The organism is Pseudomonas sp. 57B-090624 (assembly GCF_003234055.1).
Taxonomy (GTDB): Bacteria; Pseudomonadota; Gammaproteobacteria; order Pseudomonadales; family Pseudomonadaceae; genus Metapseudomonas; species Metapseudomonas tohonis.
Map to the genome: position 1 here is coordinate 51,668 of NZ_QKRU01000037.1, position 17,818 is coordinate 69,485.

Here is a 17,818-nt window from a genome sequence, read left to right on the forward strand (position 1 = left end):
CGGTACGCCGGAGCCCGCCCATGCTGACCCCCCGCGTGGTGCTCAAGGGGCTGGGCCTGATCCTCAGCCTGGCGTTGATCGGCTACCTGTTCGACAGCAGCGACCTGGGCAATGCCATCAACGAGGCGTGGATCGACGCGCATATCCGTGACCGCGGTCTCCCCGGCATCCTGCTGTTCCTGGCCATGGGCGCCCTGTTCACCATGGTGGGGCTGCCCCGGCAGATCATCGCCTTCCTCGCCGGCTACGCCTTCGGGCTGCTGTCCGGAACGCTCCTCGGGGCGGCGGCGGCGCTCTTTGGTTGCCTGATCACCTTCCTGTACGCGCGGCTGTTCGGCAGGGGGGTCCTCCACCGGCGGCTGGGCCGGCGCGCGGCGCGCTTCGATCGCTTCATCCAGCAGAATCCGTTCTCGATGACCCTGCTCATCCGCTTGCTGCCGGTCGGCAGCAACGTACTGACGAATCTCGCCGCTGGTATCTCGAGCATCCGCCTCGTGCCCTTCCTGGCGGCCAGCTTTGTCGGCTTCCTGCCGCAGACGCTGGTGTTCACCCTGGTCGGCAGCGGCATCAATGTGGCACCGGCCGCGCGCATCGGCACGGCAATCTGTTTGTTCGTGATATCCGCCCTGCTTGGCGGCTACCTGTATCACCGGCACCGCCACGGCCTGAGCATCGACGATGGCGTCGACGTGTCGCTCGGCGAAGTCGAGCACACCCCGTGAGCCCACCCCTCCCTCGTCCGCCGGAGCCGGTCGCCCCGAACCCAACTTTCACGCATGGAGCCAGAATGCCGACCAAGCCTTACCTCTCCGTACTGATCCCGGCCAAGAATGAAGCCGAGAACCTGCCCCCGCTGCTGGAAGAGATCCGTCAGGCTCTCGCCGGCGAGGACTTCGAGGTGCTGGTGGTGGATGACGGCAGCACCGATGGCACCTCCGACGCCCTGGTTGCCCTCAAGCGAGGTGGCTACCCGCAACTGCGGGTCCTGAAGCATGACCGCTCCCTGGGGCAAAGCACCTCAATCTACCACGCGGCGCAGGCGGCCTGCGGAACCTGGCTCGCTACCCTGGACGGCGATGGCCAGAACGACCCGGCCGACATCCCCGGGATGCTTGCGGTCATACGCTCACCGCAGGCACCACGGAACCTGAAGTTGATCGCCGGGCACCGCGTGAATCGACGGGACACCGCCAGCAAGCGTTGGGCCTCCCGTTTCGCCAACCGCCTGCGCGGCCGCCTGCTCAGGGACAACACGCCGGATACCGGATGCGGGCTCAAGCTGATCGAGCGCGACGCCTTCCTGAGGCTCCCCTACTTCGACCACATGCACCGCTTCATCCCCGCGCTGATCCAGCGCCACCAAGGGGCGATGCTGGTTCATCCGGTGAACCACCGCCCCCGTGGCGCCGGCGTTTCCAACTACGGCAACCTGGATCGTGCGCTGGTGGGGATACTCGACCTGTTCGGCGTCTGGTGGTTGATCCGTCGTACGCGCTTAAACACCACGCCCTGCGAGTTGGAAGGCTGAACATGGGCCAGACCTCCCCCGCCATCGGCCGTATAGAGCCCCGGGAGCTGATCCGCAGCAGCCGCGCCTCGCTGATCCTGCTGTTACTCCTGGCTGCGGCCATGATCAGCGCCGGCCTGGGCATGCGCGCCCCCTCCAACGTCGACGAGGAGCGCTTCCTCGGCGTGGCGCTGGAGATGCTGCAGAGCGGCGATTGGCTCATCCCCCATCGTGCCGCCGAGATATACCCCGACAAGCCGCCGTTGTTCATGTGGGTCGTCGCGGCCCTGAGCGAACTGGGCATACCGCCCACCATCGCCCTGTTCCTGCCCGCGCTGCTGGCCGGCATGGTGGCCACCGCGTGTCTGCATGACCTGGGCACACGCCTGTGGAACCGTCGTGTGGGCATGATCGCCGGCCTGCTGTTCCTTGCCACCTATCAGACCTACAGCATCCAGCGCGCGGGGCAGATCGACGGTTTCCTGCTGCTGTGGATCGCTCTTGGTTTCTACGGGATGGCCCGCCACCTGCTGCTCGGCCCCGCCTGGCGCTGGTTCTACCTGGCCTGCGCCGCCATGGGCTTCGGCATCATCAGCAAGGGTGTGGGATTCCTCCCCGTGCTGATGCTGATCCCATACGCCTACGCCGCCCGGCGCGGCTGGAACGGTGTCGTGCGCATGCCGGGCGCCGGCGGGGCATGGGCACTGGGCCTGCTGGTTGCCCTGGCGGCCATCGCGAGCTGGCTGCTGCCGCTGGTGATCAAGGTAGCGCTGTACGGCGACGAAGCCAGCCGTGCCTACCTCGACGAGATACTCCTGAGGCAGACGGCCAAGCGCTATGCCGACGCCTGGCACCATCGCGAGCCGTTCTGGTATTTCTTCACCCACGTCATCCCCAAGAACTGGATGCCCCTGGTCCTCGCCCTACCCTGGCTGGTCCCCGCCTGGCGGCGCCAGCTCGCCCGGCGGGATGGCCGCTACCTGGTACTGCTGGGCTGGGTGGTCCTGGTGCTGATCTTCTTCAGCTTCAGCAGTGGCAAACGCAAGATCTATATCTTCCCGGCCGTTCCTGGCTTGGTCCTGGCCATGGCCCCTCTTGTCCCCTGGCTGCTGCGCCGCTGGTTCGCCCAGAGGCCTCGCGCGCGGAAAGTATTCATCGGACTGACGGTGCTCTGGTTCTTCGCCTGGTTCGCGCGGGGCTTCATAGAGCCCATCAAGGACGGTGTGAACCCCAGGCATCTCCTGATGACCAACGTCGCAGATGCCACCCGGGGTTCACAACTCGTGCTGACCCAATGGCAGGAGGGGCATTGGCTGTATGCCCGTCAGCCTCTCGTCCACTTCGGCGTCCTGGCTCCGAACCAGACGGAGAAGGCGGCGGAATGGCTGCGCGCCAACCCTGCTGACTACGCCTTGATCCGCCCGAACGAGCTCGCCCGTTGCTTCATACCCGACAAGGCGAAACGGATCGGCGATGGCGATGAGGAAGACTGGTTCCTCGTGCAGGAGGACGCCGATAACGGCCAGTGCAGTGACCCGGATGCGACCCGGCCGTACCACTTCGCGTGGAAACACCCGATCGATTGACTCCATGGGCAGGACTCGCGCTCCGCTGCTGCGGGGACACGAGCCGGGTGCCCGCAGCACAGGACTCGGCATGAGCATCACAATCGATCCCAACGTGCGCAGTATCAGACCGCGACGCAGGTTCCTCGCTCTCGGCCTCTATGGCCTGGGTGCACTGGCTTTGGCGCTGCTGGTCCTGGCGTCCGGCAAGTTCCACTGGCATGACCGCGTCTGGTTCTATGTCGTCAGCCGCCTCAATGCGGACCAGTGGAGGCAGGAAAGCCTCTGGCTGCCAGACTTCAAGGTGGATATCGAGGCCATGCCGGTCATCGGTGTTGATGACGACCTCTCCGCCATCGACTTCGCCGAGGACCGGCGCCAGCTGCTGGCCGTCACCAACGCATCCCCCAGGCTGCTGGAGTTGGATTTCGACGGGAAGGTCACCGCCCAGTACCCGCTGGTGGGATTCGAGGATGTCGAAGGGATCACCTACATGGGGGACGGCGTAGTGGCCGTGGTGGATGAGGTACAGCAGCAGCTTGTCTTCTTCCACATACCTGAGCACCCCGGTGAAGGAATCGACAAGCGAGACTGCGAGACCCTGGCCATTCCCCTGGCCTCCAGTGCCCATAACAAAGGGCTCGAAGGGATCACCTACGATGCGGTGAACGACCGCCTGTTCGTCGCCAAGGAGCGTGACCCACGTAAGCTCTACGTGGTCAGCGGGGTCAAGGCGAGCCTGGGACACAGGATGCGTGTCAAGGTCGAGGACCTCAGCGACTGGATAACCGACAGCGTCTTCGCCAAGGACATCTCGGACCTTCACTTCGACCAGCGGACCGGCCACCTCCTGGTACTCAGCGATGAGTCCCGGCTGGTCATCGAGCTGAACGGAAGCGGCAAGGCGGTCAGCATCCGCTCGCTGCGAGGCGGCGATGACCTGAAGCACGATGCGCCCCAGCCCGAAGGGCTGACCCTCGACAACCAGGGCACGCTGTACGTGGTCAGCGAACCCAATCTTTTCTACCGTTTCAAGAAGCACTGAGCGCCTGGGTATCGCAGCCCCGGGGCGGTGGCACCGAACCGCCACCCGCTCGAGATAAGGAATTTCCAGCGGTGCCCCAGCATTACGACCTCATCGTGCTGGACATCATTCTGGTAGGTATCGACGGGCGGACGTCGCTCTCGCCGCCCGCCTTCCCAGGTCACTTGCCGGCTTGGGCCTGCTGGTGGTCGCGCCAGCTCAGGTAGCCCACCAGGGCAAGAATGATGACGGCAAACACCTCGCTGGTGCCGACTGTTCCAAGCCCCAATCCGCCTTTCCTGGCCGAGTGCGATAGCCAGTCGCCCACGGATGCTCCGAATGGCCGCGTGAGCACATAGGCGATCCAGAAGGCCGTCACGACATTCAGGCGGAAGAAGTAGTGGGCGATCGCCACGGCGAGGATGCACCCGGCGAAGACCAGGGCCGAGACCGCATAGCCCAGCTTCAGCTCTTCCGCGACCAGGTCACCGGCGGCGGTGCCGAGCGCGAAGGTCATCAGGATCGCCGTCCAGTAGAAAAGCTCCCTCCTTCCCGGATAGATGGTCCGGATCGACAGGGTCTTCTCCTGAGCGAACCAGAGCACGAAGGTCATTGCCAGCAGCACGCTGAACACTGCGGTAGTGGCGGTCAGTGCCACACCGTAGGTATCCACCAGGCTGTCGGTGACCAGGGTACCGAAGATGCTCACCTGCACCACAGCCAGCCAGTACTTCCAGGGCACGTAGCGTTCGCTGCGCAACTGGATGAGCATCACCGCCACCAGCAACGCTCCCATGATCAGGGACGTCAGCGGCAGCCCGACATGCAGCTTGAAGATCAGGAAGTCCGCCCCCGTCTCCCCCACCGTGGTCGACAGGATCTTGATCACCCAGAACACCAACGTCACCACTGGAACCTTGTTCTGCAGGGTATCGGTCCAAACACCGTTGTCCTCGCTCATGCTGGAGCCTCCATGTTGTCTTTCGTTGTACGAAGCGGGCCGGAATGCATGTATTCCCACTACCCTCGCCGAGAGTTGCAAGGGAGGTTAGGGACGGAGGCGTGAAGCGCCTGTCGGGTGTCCGTGAAGTTTTCGTCGGTCCGGCGGCATGCCGCTGGGAGGAAGACTTGCTGCCCGACGGATGAATGGTGTTGTTGCTGTTGCGCATCAGCTGGCTATATAGCGAGGACGAACAGCTTCAGGGTCATTGGTCTTCAGCAGTTCCGCCTGGTCATCCACCGATTCCCGACGGCGCCGCTCGCCGTGATAGCGACTGATGGCGCGATCAGGGATGATCTTCATAGCGCCAGGGGCGCGCCCCTTCCCTCTCGGGGCAGCAGCCGGCGGACACAGGCATCATGCACAACCTCATGGGCTGTTTGTCGATCACCAGAGCGGCGACTCACGGAGTCGACCAGTTTGAGCCCGCACCGCGACAAGTGTGTTTCTGGCTGGCGCGTGCGACACGTGAAGGCTTCTCAGCATGATTACGGCTCACGATATAAGTCAGAAAATCTTGCAATTGAAGAGCCGAAGGCAGTGCCCGGCCATGACCAGTGCCACAGGTGTGCAAGCATCCACTCCCAGACTTGTGCAGCAGGACCTGTAACGTCTCTGAGTCATCATCATTTCGCTCGGCTAGAGCCATTCCTCATCACGGCACCCGGTATCCATAACCGCTTGACCGTCGCCCCGAGCGGCAACCCGGATCGTGTTTTGCTGCAAGGTCACGGATTTCGCGGCCTGCGTCTGCCGGCTCGGTTTCCTGAGCTATCCGACAGCTTTTCATTCTGCAGCCTGAGCTGCATGCAGCGGTCATCGGCTTGCTTGCAAAAACAACCCCACTGTCTACGTTGCAATTACGCAGTCACCGTGGACATGCACCCCAGCCGCTCAGGACGTGAACGCTGGACCTGACGAAGCACAGCCTCGCCAGGGATAGGGAAATCAACCAGAAGAACAAAGGGAACTTGATGAAGCGCCTGATGAGTCATGTCCTCTCGCGTAGAGGCCCGTGGGAACACTTGTGCCTGTCGCTCGCACTGTTCGCGGTGCTGGTGATCGTCAGCTTCCTCCTTTTCGAAGAACCCATGCAGCGCCTGCTGGCGAGCCTTGGCCAGCAGCCTGCGGACCCCGTGCGTGCGCTCAACCTCGCCGTTCTCGTCATCGCGTTGCTGGCCCTGGATGTGGTGCTGCCGGTGCCGTCAAGCATGGTGTCGCTCCTGGCGGTTGCGGTACTGGGGGCCGTAGGCGGCTACCTGGTGATCTTCGTCGGCCTGTGCCTGGGGTCGTTGCTGGGCTACTGGCTGGGGGCCGGGTACTTCCGCATCGCCTCCGGGCTGCTGGACATCGAGGACTGGCGCAAGGCCGGGCGCCTGGCCAACCGGCTCAACACCTGGTCGCTGATCTGCCTGCGTGGCGTGCCCGTACTGGCGGAAACCTCGGTACTCGCCGCCGGCATGCAGCGCTATCCGCTGCGACGTTTCCTGGTCATCACCACCCTGGCCAATGCGGGCCTGGCCGCGGTCTACGGCGCGCTCGGCAGTTTCGTCGCCGAGGACCAGGTCCTGCTCCTGGCGGTGATGGCCAGCATGCTGTTGCCGGCGTTGTTCCTGGCGGGCCGTGGCCTGCTGGCACGTCGCGACCTCACCACGGCCGCCTCCGACACCCGCCAGCTGGAGGGTTCCTTCACCGTCACCTACCGCTACCCGGTGCTGTTCACCGAGCACCTGTTCGCCGCGAACAACGATTGCCTGCATCGCCAGCTGACCGACAACGGCACCCGCCCCGCAAGCGCCATGGTCTTCGCCGACGCGGACCTGCTGCGCAGCAACCCTGCCCTGGCCGCGCAGATCCAGGGCTATTTCCAGTCCCGCGCGAGTGACCTGAAGCTGCTGGCCGATCCCATCGCCGTGCCCGCCGGCGAGTCCTGCAAGACGCCCGATGTGCTGCAACGCCTCTATGGGCAGATGCTCGAACACGGCCTCGACCGGCACTGCTACGTGCTCGCGCTGGGCGGCGGTGCGTTGCTGGATGCCGTGGGCTACGCCTGTGCGACCTTCCACCGTGGCGTGCGCCTGATCCGCATCCCCACCACCGTGCTGGCGCAGAACGATGCCGGCGTCGGCGTGAAGAACGGCATCAACGCCTTCGAGCAGAAGAATCTCCTGGGTGCCTTCCAGCCCGCCAACGCGGTGATCAACGACTTCCAGCTGCTGCTCGGGCTGCCCCGGCGCGACCAGTTGGCCGGGTTGGCCGAAGCGGTCAAGGTGGCGGCGATCAAGGACGCGGCCTTCTTCGCCTGGCTGGAAGAACAGGCCGACGCCCTCTCCGCCTTCGCCCATGAGCCCAGCCGCTATGCCATCCGCCGTTGCGCCGAGCTGCACCTGGAGCAGATCACCCGGGGCGGCGATCCCTTCGAGCGCGGCAACGGTCGGCCCCTGGACTACGGCCACTGGGCGGCGCACAAGCTGGAGAAACTCAGCCAGCACCGCCTGCGCCATGGCGAGGCGGTGGCCGTCGGCATGGCCCTGGATGCCCTGTACGCCAAGACCCTCGGGCTTCTCGCGGAGCATGAGGCCCAGCGCCTGCTCAGCCTCCTGGCCCGGCTCGGCTTCAACCTGTCGCCGCCCGAACTGAGCCTGCGCGATGACCAGGGCAACCTGCGCGTGCTGCAAGGGCTGGAGGATTTCCGCCAGCACCTGGGGGGCGAGCTGTCCATCCCCATGCTCGAACGCATCGGCCGCGCCGTGGATGTCCACCAGATCGACCAGCCGACCATGGAGCTGGCCCTGCAACGACTGGTCGAGATGCGCCCACGCGAGCCGGCCTGGACCGAGGGCTACGCGCGATGAGCCAGCCGATGCCCAGCCTGCGGACCTGGATGACCCTGGGGCGCATCTCCAACCTCCCCACCGTCTGGACCAACGCCCTGGCCGCCACCCTGCTGGCCAGCAGCGCGAGCGCCCTCGCCCCGCCCTCCCCGCTGGCCTGGGCCCTGCTGCTGGCGGCCGCATCGGCCCTCTACCTGGCCGGCATGCTGCTCAACGACCTGATGGACGCCGACTGGGACAGCCGCCACCACAACCCACGGCCCATCGCCCTCGGGCTGGTCACCCGGCAGCAGGTGGCGCTGGCCAGCACCGCGCTGTTGCTGCTGGCCGCCGCCGCGCTGCTGGGCCTGAGCCAACTGATCGCACGGCCCGGCTGGTTGCTGGGCAGTGCCGCACTGCTGCTCGGGCTGATCCTCGCCTACAACCTGCTGCACAAGCGCCACGCCCACAGCGTCTGGTTCATGGGCGGCTGCCGCGCGGCCCTCTACCTCACCGCCGCGGCCAGCCTCACCGCCCCGCCGGCGCCGCTGTGGCTGTGCGCCCTGCTGCTGGGCACCTACATCAGCGGGCTGACCTACGTGGCCCGGCAGGAGCACCTCAACCAGCTGGCGAGCCTGGCGCCGCTGCTGCTGATGCTCAGCCCGCTGGCCCTGGCGGTCCATGCCCAGGGCCTGTGGTTCTGGCTCATGTTGCTGTTGTGGCTCGGCTGGCTGGGCCTGAGCTACCGGCGCCACCTGGCGGCGCCCGAGCGGCGCAACGTGCGCGCCTTCATCGGCGCGGGGCTGACCGCGCTGCCGCTGATCGACGCCATGGTCCTGGCCCTCGCCGGCTATCCGCTGGGCAGCCTGGCCTGCGTGGGCGTCTTCCTCCTGCTGCCGCGCTTGCAGCAATGGGTGAAACCGACATGAACAGCCCGACCACGCTCCAGCTCGGTAGCGATCGCATCGCCGACCTGCACCAGGCCCTGCGCGACGAATTGACCGGCGCCGCCCTGGCCTGGTGGAACCAGGCCCGCGAACGGCTCGCCGCGCAGCCCGACATACAGGCGCTGATGCGGCTCAGTGGCCCGTGCCGACGCCAGATCGGCGATGCCCTGGTGGCCGACCTGCCGTGGACGCGCGCGGCCCTGGCACGCGCCCTGCTCCTCGCCCAGGCCCTGGAGGCCGACGCCGGCCCCGGGCGGGCAACCCTGCTGCAGCGCTATTTCGAGTGGGGCGATGACCAGGAGAAAGCCGCCGCCCTGCGGGCCCTGGACTGGCTCGACGGCCAGGGCGCCAGCCTGGAACTGGCGCTGTTCGCCGGGCGTACCAACAGCTGCGAGGTGTTCGCCGCCCTCGCCCTGGACAACCCCTACCCGGCCCGGCACTACCCCGAGCGGGCCTTCCACCTCCTCATGCTCAAGGGTGTCGGCATGGATTTGGACCTGCGCCGCGTCCTGGGCCTGGCGCCGCGCCGCAGCCGCGAACTCAACCAGCTGGCGCTGGACATGCTGGAAGAGCGCCTGGCCGCCGACCGCCCCGCGCCACCTGCCATTTCGCACCTGCTGGCGTGGCCACTGCTGGCGCCCGACCAGCTACAGCGCCTCGACGCCCATCACCGCCAGGGACGCCTGCCAAGCGGCTGGCTGCCCGGCGACCTGCCTCTTCAACACCGATAACGACAACGCGAAGGACGCCGACATGCCCACCTATTTCGACCCGCACATCCACATGGTCAGCCGCACCACCGACGACTACCAGAACATGGCCGCCGCCGGCATCACCGGGGTCATCGAGCCGGCTTTCTGGCAAGGCCAGGCGCGCACCAGCCTGGGCAGCTTCGTCGACTACTTCGACACCCTGGTGGGCTGGGAACGCTTCCGCGCCAGCATGTTCGGCATCCACCACTTCTGCACCATCGGCCTCAACCCCAAGGAGGCCAACAACCTGGGGCTGGCCAACGAGGTGCTGGAGATACTGCCCCGCTACCTGGTGAAGGATGGCGTGGTCGGCGTCGGCGAGATCGGCTATGACGACATCACCCCGGAGGAAGACCGCTTCCTCGCCCTGCAACTGGAGCTGGCCAGGCAGTTCGACCTGCCGGTCCTGGTGCACACCCCGCACCGCGACAAGATCGGCGGCACCAAGCGCACCCTGGCTGTCATCCGTGAAGTCGGCATCGCCGAAGACCGCGTGCTGATCGACCACCTCAACGAACTGACCCTGCCCCTGGTGCTCGACAGCGGCTGCTGGCGCGGGCATTCCATCTACCCCAACACCAAGATGTCCGAGCAGCGCATGGTCGCCCTGCTGCAGCAGTACGGCACCGAGAAGATGGTGGTCAACAGCGCCGCCGACTGGGGCGTGAGCGACCCGCTCAAGGTGCCCAAGACGGCCGACGCCATGCGCCAGGCCGGCTTCAGCGAAGCCCAGGTGGAACAGGTGCTGTTCCACAACCCGGTGGACTTCTTCGCCCAGAGCGGCCAGCTGGACAAGGCCGCCGTCGCCACCCTGCTGCCCATCGACCAGCGCCGCAAGTGGCAGGACAACTCCGCGCTGCGGGGCCAGGAACCGGTGGTGCGATGAGCCCGGCAATGGGATGGACCCCGCCCCGGCTCGGCTACTGCGGCAACGTGCACCCGGCCCATGACCTGGCCGCCCTGCGCGCCTCCATCGCCGGGCCGTTCCAGGCCGTGCGCCGGCAGCGCGGCCTGGCCGAACAGGACAGCGGCCTGTGGATCAGCGCCCGGGCCGCCGCCGAACTGCAGCAGCCCGGCCCGCGCGCGGCGTTCCTCGCCCTGCTGAAAGACAGCGGGCTGCGCCTGACCTCCCTCAACGGCTTCCCCCATGGGCGCTTCCATGGCGGCCAGGTGAAGAGCGGTGTCTACCGGCCGGACTGGTCCGAATCCCCGCGCCTGGACTACAGCCTGCAACTGGCCGCGCTGCTGGCCGAGGCGCTGCCCGAGGACTGCGACCAGGGTGTGATTTCCAGCGTCCCCCTGGGCTATGCCGCCGATTGGTCGATCGAACACCTGGCCCGCGCGGAAATGCACCTGCTGCAACTGACCGAAGCCCTCACGGAGCTGAAGCGCAGGACCGGCAAGAACATCCGCCTGTGCCTGGAAATGGAGCCCGACTGCGTGCTGGAGCACACCGACCAGGCCCTGGCCTTCTTCGCCCACTGGCAGGCACGGGACCCCAACCACGACCACCTGGCGTTGTGCTTCGACGTCTGCCACCAGGCGGTGCTGTTCGAGGACTGCCACGCAGCCCTGTCACGCCTGCGCCAGGCCGGCATCGCCATCGGCAAGATCCAGCTCTCCAACGCCCTGGTGTGCCGCCTGCCCGGGGATGGACAGCGCCGCGAGGAGGTGTTGCAGGTGCTCGGTGGTTTCGCCGAAGGCACCTACCTGCACCAGGCCAAGGCGCGCCACCGCAGCGGCCAGTTGCTGGCCTGGGCGGACCTGCCCGCCGCCCTCCTCGACCCGGCCCTGGCCGGTTGCAGCGAGCTGCGTGTGCACTTCCACGTGCCCCTGTTCAGCGAGCGCTTCCAGCTGCCGGAACTGGGCGGCAGCCAGCAGGCCCTGGGCCGGGTCTTCGAGTACCTGGCCCAGCACCCGGACTTCCGCCCCGTGCTGGAGGTGGAGACCTACAGCTGGATGGTGCTGCCCGAGGCCTTGCGGCCCGGCTCCGAAGCCGCCCTGGCGAGCGGCATCGTCGCCGAGCTGGACTGGGTGCAGGGGCAACTGCAACGGCATGGCGCCCTTGCCTGCGAGCCGCGACGGGAGGTGCAGCATGCTTGAGCCCAGGCCCCTGCTGCTGGTCGACGTGGTCGGCCTGACCCCCTCCCTGCTGGGCGAGAACACACCGCACATCAACGCGCTGCTAGGCCGTGGACGCATGGCCTGCATGCAGCCGGTGTTCCCGGCGGTCACCACCACCGTGCAGTCGTCCATGCTCACCGGTCTGCCGCCTTCCGGGCACGGCATCGTCGGCAACGGCTGGTACTTCCGCGACCAGGCCGAGGTGCGTTTCTGGCTGCAACCCAACGCCCTGGTCCAGGGCGAGAAGGTCTGGGACGTGCTGGCCCGCGAGCTGCCCGGCTTCCGCTGCAGCCAGCTGTTCTGGTGGTACAACATGTACGCCGACGTCGGCGCCTCCATCACCCCGCGCCCCCACTACCCCGCCGACGGGCGCAAGGAATTCGGCCTCTACTCAGCGCCCGACGGCCTGCACCAGGCGATCGAGCAGCGCATCGGCACCTTCCCCTTCCAGCACTTCTGGGGGCCGGCCGCCGGCATCGGCTCCAGCCGCTGGATAGTCGACTGCGCCATGGCCGAGTTCGAGATCAACCGCCCGCACCTGCAGCTCGTCTACCTGCCGCACCTGGATTACGACCTGCAGCGCCTGGGCCCCGACCACCCCGGCATCGCCGCCGAGGTGCGCGCCATCGACACCGAGGTGGGCCGCCTGCTGGCCTTCGCCCAGGCGCGCGGCGCCGCGGTGATGCTGGTGTCCGAATACGGCATCGAGGCGGTCGAGCGCTCCATCTCCATCAACCGCCTGCTGCGTGCCGATGGCTGGCTGCAGGTGCGCCAGTCCCTGGGCTGGGAGCTGCTGGACCCGGGCGCCAGCGCGGCCTTCGCGGTGGCCGACCACCAGGTCGCGCACATCTACCTGCGCCGCGAACAGGACCTGTCCAGGGTGCGCGCCCTGCTCGAGCGCGAACCCGGCATCGAACGGCTGCTGGACCGTGCCGAGCAGCGTGCCTGGCAGCTGGAGCACCCGCGCAGCGGCGACCTGGTGGCGATCGCCGCCCCCGGGCACTGGTTCGACTACCAGTACTGGCTCGACGACGCCAAGGCGCCCGACTTCGCCCGCACCGTCGACATCCACCGCAAACCCGGCTACGACCCGCTGGAACTGTTCATCGACCCCGCCATCACCCTGCCCAAGCTCCGCGTGGCGCGGCGCCTGCTGCGCAAGAAGCTGGGGTTCCGCTACTACATGGACCTGATTCCGCTGGACACCCGCCTGGTACGCGGGAGCCACGGCCGACTTCCCCGCAGCGACCAGGATGGCCCGCTGCTCATCACCGATTGCGACTTGCCTTTACCGGACCGCCTGCCGGTCACCGCGGTAAAACAGTTGCTCCTGCAGTACTTCCTGGGGCACCGAACTCTCGACAAGGCCATAGCCAAGGAGACCCCATGCAACGAGCCCTCCCCCTTGCAGTACTGAGCGCCCTGGCCGGATTGGCCCAGGCCCAGAGCCAACCCGCCTTCGACTGCACCGCCTTCTTCGAGTACGGAGGCAAGCCGGAAGAGGTGCGCAAGGCATTCGAACAATCCCCCGAGACCCTGGCCTGGGACTGGTTCGTCTGCCTCAACCATCCACAAGCCCAGGACAGCGCCGACCGTGTCTGGGAGGGCCTCAAGCCCACCGACCAGGTATTTTTGCCCGATGGCAGCAAACCCTTGCCCTATGAACAGCGCGAGCCCACGCCGGTCGCCGTGGTCAAGGCCGCGCAGGCCATGGGCATGGACACCACGCGCACCTTCCACAACCTCGACAGCACCCAGCAGGTCGACGGCCTGATCCTGGAGATGGGCGGCAATGTGCCGGCGGCGCAGAGGGGCAAGCCGGTGCGCTTCCAGTTGCTGATGGGCAGGGACACCTTCGGCTACATCGTCGACAAGGGTGTCTACAACGTCGACGGCCAGGCCGCGCTCACCGCCAATCTGGCCTTTCCCGCCGCCGCCTGGGAACTGAAGACGGCATGGATCTGGATCGGCAACGACCAGGCCTTCATGAAGACCCTGGCCAACGACGGCTACTACATCGTCCAGGCCTACTACCTGCAGAACGGCAGCCAGTACCAGGTGGGCTACGCGGCCCTGAGCGGCATGCACGTCATCAACAAGCTCACCGATGACTGGGTCTGGACCACCTTCGAGAACCGCAACAACAGCAAGTACACCGTCACCAACGACATCCCGCCCAAGCCCATGACCAACAGCACCGGGCCCACCAGCGCCGCGCAACCGGTCAACGCCAGCTTCCAGTCGCAGTACCCGGCCCTCGCCCAGTACGAGCTGATCGGCGTGCAGCACACGGCGGGCGGCGCGCCCAAGCTGCTGGCCAACTCCCAGCTGGAGTCGGCCTTCCAGAGCCAGTCATCGTGCCTCGCCTGCCACGACACTGCGGCCTATTCCGCGAAGAAGGGCTACTTCAACTTCGCGCTGCCGCAACAGGACGGGATCGTCTACCCCACCGAGCCGCTGCCGGATTCGGCCTTCGCCGGCTACAACAAACTGGACTTCGTCTGGTCGCTGAAACGCGCCCAGTGGAAGCGTCAAGGAGGACAGCAATGAGCGTCTTGAACTTCCCCCGCCTCTACCTCAACGGGCATTTCTTCTGGAACCCGCCAACGGCCAACAACAACGACATCTACCCGCTCTACGACGCGGCGAAGATGGACCTGAACTGGCCCTTCCTGGAGAGCTTCGGCATCAACCCCGCCAACGCGCGGGACAAGGTGCTGCCCTGGATGATCGCCCCGCTGCCCGAGGCCCAGGTGCCGGACTACGTGCTGCAGGTGCCCAACAACAGCGCCAACAGCGGCCTGCCGCAGATCCCGGCGGAATGGGACCTGTTCGGCGACAACGCCTGCGGCACCGTGGACTACAACGACATCCGCTCGCTGATCATCGGTGGCGAGCTGCAGGCCAACAGCTACATCGAGCAGGACCCCATCGTGGGCAAGGGCTTCCAGTTGCTGGGCAACCCCTTCGGCAGCGACAAGCCCACCCCGGCGCGCTTCGTCGACATCAGCCCCTGGCAGAACACCTTCACCGCGCTGTACTTCGACCGCCTGGTACTGGGCGACGCCACCTGCGGTCTCACGGCCAAGCGCGCCTACCGCATGCTCGACCGCTTCCTCAACTTCAACTGGGGGGCCGTGCAGGGCCTGAATACGGTCACCACCACCTGGCAGACCTGCTTCCCCCGCGAGAACCTGCAGTGGCAGCTGGGCGACTCGGCCCTGCTCAAGGCCCTGCAGCAACAGATGGAGGCGCAGAACGCCAGGGGCCTGATGTTCCGCTTCACCACCTACCTGACCTACTACGACCGCAACGGCATCTTCAACGACTACCCGAAGGTGGTGACCCGCACCGGCGGGCCCGGCTGCAACACCTGCGCGACCGATCCCCAGTGCGCTGAATGCCAGCAGTGCCTGAAGACCCTGGCCGTGCAGCAACAGGCGTTGCAGGACATGTACCAGAAGGGCCTGGACAACGTCGCCGACATCTTCTTCAACCCGGCCTACAGCCGCACCGCCGGCGTGCTGGGCCTGTGGTTCGCGGACGAGTACCCCACGGCTCCGGCCGGTCGCCGGCTGGAGCCGGTCGGCGATTTCCCGATCCCGGGCGGCAGGCCGGGATCGACCATCCAGTTGGGGGTGATCTCCGCCCAGGCCCAGGGCGACCTGCTGTCCCTGGACCTCGGTACCGGCTTCCCCTTCCAGCCGCTGAAGGCGACCGAGGCGACCGTTCCGGAGTGCGAGAAGCTCCAGCTGGGCGATTTCCAGGTCGGCATCCAGCAGAACGGCCAGTTCCAGCCCCTGGCCGACCTCGCCTACGCCCAGTACGCCCAGGCCGCCTTCGACAAGCGCGCGGGCCTGGTGGACCTGCCCGTGAAGGATGCCGTGCCCAGGACCCAGGCCGGCACCCTGGCCCTGCTGACCCAGGGCGCCAGCCCGATGCTCGCTGCCCAGCAGCGGATGTGGACCGCCGAAGTGATCGAGAGCGGCACCTTCATCGACGTCGGGGACACCCGCACCCTGCAGATCATGGTGCAGTTTGACGGCCTGCCCGCACCGGCCGGCACCACCCTGTGGGTGGCGGAATACAACAACCCCTACATGCTGACCACCAGCAGTTACTTCCTGGCCTTCGGCAATGACGTGGATTTCGGGCTGATCGCAGACGACCCCGCGAACCGCAACAACAACGCCACGCTGCTGCCGCAGTTCGCCGGCACCCAGGCGCCGGCGAGCCTGGTCAGCGAGGGCGCCGGCCGCAGCCTGCAGCAGGTGCTGCCGGCGAGCGACGCCCCTACGGCCACCATCAACTACCAGCACGTCAAGGCCACTCCGGCCGGCGTCAGCCTGGCGCCCTGCCTGCAGTTCGTCCCGTCCATCCCGCGTACGGGCGTGCTGGATAACGGCGCCACGGTGGACTACAGCCTCACGCAGATCACCACCGACGCCAACGGCATCGCCCAGGTGACGGTCAAGGCCATCGCCGCCGGCTTCCCGACCCTGCGCTTCTTCGTCCAGGACGGCCCTGGCGCTGCGCCTGCGGTGCCCTTCAGCTTCGACTACCCCACCGCCTACACCGACTTCCTCGCGCCCTTGCGGGTGCTGCCGGACGAGCCCGGGCTGATGGGTGAATTCGTCGCGGCCTGGAACAAGGTGTGCACCCAACAGGATGCGCGGGTGCAGATCTGGGAGGGCTTCATCTACCCGCGCATCTTCGAGCCGTTCTATTACCTCTACCCGATCATGGACAAGTACATGCCGCTGAACTCCCTGCAACGCATCGAGGGCGCCATCGACCAGTTGATCCGCCTGGTCAGCAAGCCCTACCAGGAGGAAAGCACCCTTGCCATGCCCATCACCCGCGACCTGCCGCAGAGCCGGCGCGCGGTGCTGGAACGCTGGGCCAACGAGCTGGTGAAGCTCAACTACCCGCCCCGGCCCCTGACCTGAACCGTCGTAGACCTGGAACCCGCAGGCGGGCCGGCACCGCTCGCCCGCCCTGCCCGTTACGAAGGAGTGTCCCCATGAGGAAAACCCGACTGCTCGCCTGGCTGCTGCCCCTCGCACTGCTCGGCCAACCCGCCATCGCCGCCGATGACGAAGGCGACGTGTTCTTCACCAACGGCGTGCACAACACCCTCGGGTGCGACGCCAGCAACGGCAACTGCATCGCCGAGCGCAAGCCCGGTGAGCCCAGCGATCCGTTCTTCCCCGCCACCTGGATCAGCGACTGGACCATGTTCCGCGTCACCCAGAACTACGAGAAGAACCCGCCGCCCTACAGCAACCCGCCCAGCACCCTCAAACCCGCCGACTACACCGTATCCAGGGGCACCAGCTACTACGACACCACCTACATCCCCGCCGATGGCGACGGCTACGGCGCGATGATGGAGCACTACGAGAAGTACTGCCTGCCGATCTTCCCGATCAAGGACAACAACTACACCTGCTCCTTCGTCTCCCTGGGCAACAAGGCCTTCTTCCTCACCTACGAGGACCGGCCCAAAGACATGCCCGAGTGCTGCGCCTTCTCGCCCATGAACCACCCGGCACGCCAGGACTTCGTCCAGCACCTGCCCTACAGCCCCACCCGCAGCCAGAACCTGCGCGGCAGCGTGCAGGCCTATGCGCTGGACGTGCAGTCGCCCCAGGGGCCGATCCTGTTCGGCTACGCCTTCTACAAGGACGCCACCCGCGCAGCCCCCGGCCAGCCGCTGTTCCGCCACCCGCAGTCGTTCTACTTCTCCGGGGACGCCAGCGTCGCCAACGCGCCCATCGTCAGCCAGAACTACGTCAACTTCCGTACCGACAAACCGGACCCGGCGCAAACCTGGGACCAGGTGGCCAAGAAGTGCCCGGTGAACCCGCAGCCCTGCCAGTTGTTCAACCCGCCGGCGTCCCAGGACAACGGCGCCGAGGCGCAATGGAACAAGCTCCAGTCCCGCAAGCCCTGACCGGCAAGGAGAGCCGCCATGAATCCGAGTTTCCGTCTCACCGGGCTGGCGCTGCTGGCCCTCGCCTGTGCCAGCTGCAACCTGCGCGAGCAAACACCCGCCCCCACCGCGCCCGCAGCGACCAACGCAC

Annotated in this window: 14 protein-coding genes; 13 read left to right on the plus strand and 1 reads right to left on the minus strand. The window is 66.8% G+C overall.

Features of this window, described 5'->3' with window-relative positions; translation table 11 throughout:
* Positions 1–20: 20 nt before the first annotated feature.
* The 4 genes from DMX10_RS18220 to DMX10_RS18235 all read left to right on the plus strand — a co-directional run bounded on the left by DMX10_RS18220 (position 21) and on the right by DMX10_RS18235 (position 4,117).
* Positions 21–722 carry a TVP38/TMEM64 family protein gene (locus DMX10_RS18220; protein WP_256604832.1) on the plus strand — a complete coding sequence of 234 codons (702 nt, stop codon included), beginning with the start codon at positions 21–23 and terminating at the stop codon, positions 720–722.
* A 65-nt stretch (positions 723–787) separates the two neighbouring features.
* A complete protein-coding gene (locus tag DMX10_RS18225; RefSeq protein ID WP_111262367.1) occupies positions 788–1,528 on the plus strand; it encodes a glycosyltransferase family 2 protein in 741 nt (246 codons plus the stop codon).
* 101 nt (positions 1,529–1,629) lie between these two features.
* On the plus strand, positions 1,630–3,093 hold the full coding sequence (locus DMX10_RS18230; RefSeq protein WP_236204953.1) for a glycosyltransferase family 39 protein: 1,464 nt from the start codon (positions 1,630–1,632) through the stop codon (positions 3,091–3,093).
* A 70-nt stretch (positions 3,094–3,163) separates the two neighbouring features.
* The gene (locus tag DMX10_RS18235) at positions 3,164–4,117 is read left to right on the plus strand and encodes an SdiA-regulated domain-containing protein (protein WP_111262369.1); all 954 of its coding nucleotides are present in this window, start codon (positions 3,164–3,166) and stop codon (positions 4,115–4,117) included.
* Positions 4,118–4,277: 160 nt separating this feature from the next.
* On the opposite strand, the gene DMX10_RS18240 is transcribed toward DMX10_RS18235, so the two are convergent.
* Positions 4,278–5,057, minus strand: coding sequence for a hypothetical protein (locus DMX10_RS18240; protein WP_111262370.1), 780 nt, complete (start codon positions 5,055–5,057; stop codon positions 4,278–4,280).
* Positions 5,058–6,070: 1,013 nt separating this feature from the next.
* Here DMX10_RS18240 and DMX10_RS18245 point away from each other — a divergent pair.
* The 9 genes from DMX10_RS18245 (at position 6,071) to DMX10_RS18285 (ending at position 17,688) form a co-directional block, all read left to right on the plus strand.
* Positions 6,071–7,951, plus strand: coding sequence for a 3-dehydroquinate synthase (locus DMX10_RS18245; protein WP_111262371.1), 1,881 nt, complete (start codon positions 6,071–6,073; stop codon positions 7,949–7,951).
* A gap of 8 nt (positions 7,952–7,959) precedes the next feature.
* A complete protein-coding gene (locus DMX10_RS18250; protein WP_371921704.1) occupies positions 7,960–8,838 on the plus strand; it encodes a UbiA family prenyltransferase in 879 nt (292 codons plus the stop codon).
* Positions 8,835–9,587 (plus strand): EboA domain-containing protein, encoded by a 753-nt coding sequence (locus DMX10_RS18255; RefSeq protein ID WP_236204882.1) that lies wholly within the window; start codon positions 8,835–8,837, stop codon positions 9,585–9,587. Before DMX10_RS18250 ends, DMX10_RS18255 begins: the two co-directional genes overlap by 4 nt.
* Before the next feature lie 22 nt (positions 9,588–9,609).
* A complete protein-coding gene (locus DMX10_RS18260; protein WP_111262374.1) occupies positions 9,610–10,494 on the plus strand; it encodes a TatD family hydrolase in 885 nt (294 codons plus the stop codon).
* Entirely contained in the window at positions 10,491–11,711 is a 1,221-nt protein-coding gene (gene eboE / locus DMX10_RS18265; RefSeq protein WP_111262375.1) for a metabolite traffic protein EboE, read from the plus strand. Before DMX10_RS18260 ends, eboE begins: the two co-directional genes overlap by 4 nt.
* Positions 11,704–13,149: an alkaline phosphatase family protein gene (locus DMX10_RS18270; RefSeq protein ID WP_111262376.1), complete on the plus strand. Its 1,446-nt coding sequence runs from the start codon at positions 11,704–11,706 to the stop codon at positions 13,147–13,149. The genes eboE and DMX10_RS18270 overlap by 8 nt, the downstream gene beginning before the upstream one ends.
* Positions 13,119–14,282: a hypothetical protein gene (locus DMX10_RS18275; protein WP_111262377.1), complete on the plus strand. Its 1,164-nt coding sequence runs from the start codon at positions 13,119–13,121 to the stop codon at positions 14,280–14,282. Before DMX10_RS18270 ends, DMX10_RS18275 begins: the two co-directional genes overlap by 31 nt.
* Entirely contained in the window at positions 14,279–16,681 is a 2,403-nt protein-coding gene (locus DMX10_RS18280) for a hypothetical protein (protein ID WP_111262378.1), read from the plus strand. The genes DMX10_RS18275 and DMX10_RS18280 overlap by 4 nt, the downstream gene beginning before the upstream one ends.
* Positions 16,682–16,755: 74 nt before the next feature.
* A complete protein-coding gene (locus tag DMX10_RS18285) occupies positions 16,756–17,688 on the plus strand; it encodes a hypothetical protein (protein WP_111262379.1) in 933 nt (310 codons plus the stop codon).
* The last annotated feature ends 130 nt before the right edge of the window (positions 17,689–17,818 follow it).

Coding starts and splice junctions, on each gene's coding strand:
- DMX10_RS18220 (WP_256604832.1), top strand. CDS start 21: ATGCTGACCCCCCGCGTGGTGCTCAAGGGGCTGGGCCTGATCCTCAGC.
- DMX10_RS18225 (WP_111262367.1), top strand. CDS start 788: ATGCCGACCAAGCCTTACCTCTCCGTACTGATCCCGGCCAAGAATGAA.
- DMX10_RS18230 (WP_236204953.1), top strand. CDS start 1,630: ATGATCAGCGCCGGCCTGGGCATGCGCGCCCCCTCCAACGTCGACGAG.
- DMX10_RS18235 (WP_111262369.1), top strand. CDS start 3,164: ATGAGCATCACAATCGATCCCAACGTGCGCAGTATCAGACCGCGACGC.
- DMX10_RS18240 (WP_111262370.1), bottom strand. CDS start 5,057: ATGAGCGAGGACAACGGTGTTTGGACCGATACCCTGCAGAACAAGGTT.
- DMX10_RS18245 (WP_111262371.1), top strand. CDS start 6,071: ATGAAGCGCCTGATGAGTCATGTCCTCTCGCGTAGAGGCCCGTGGGAA.
- DMX10_RS18250 (WP_371921704.1), top strand. CDS start 7,960: ATGCCCAGCCTGCGGACCTGGATGACCCTGGGGCGCATCTCCAACCTC.
- DMX10_RS18255 (WP_236204882.1), top strand. CDS start 8,835: ATGAACAGCCCGACCACGCTCCAGCTCGGTAGCGATCGCATCGCCGAC.
- DMX10_RS18260 (WP_111262374.1), top strand. CDS start 9,610: ATGCCCACCTATTTCGACCCGCACATCCACATGGTCAGCCGCACCACC.
- eboE (WP_111262375.1), top strand. CDS start 10,491: ATGAGCCCGGCAATGGGATGGACCCCGCCCCGGCTCGGCTACTGCGGC.
- DMX10_RS18270 (WP_111262376.1), top strand. CDS start 11,704: ATGCTTGAGCCCAGGCCCCTGCTGCTGGTCGACGTGGTCGGCCTGACC.
- DMX10_RS18275 (WP_111262377.1), top strand. CDS start 13,119: ATGCAACGAGCCCTCCCCCTTGCAGTACTGAGCGCCCTGGCCGGATTG.
- DMX10_RS18280 (WP_111262378.1), top strand. CDS start 14,279: ATGAGCGTCTTGAACTTCCCCCGCCTCTACCTCAACGGGCATTTCTTC.
- DMX10_RS18285 (WP_111262379.1), top strand. CDS start 16,756: ATGAGGAAAACCCGACTGCTCGCCTGGCTGCTGCCCCTCGCACTGCTC.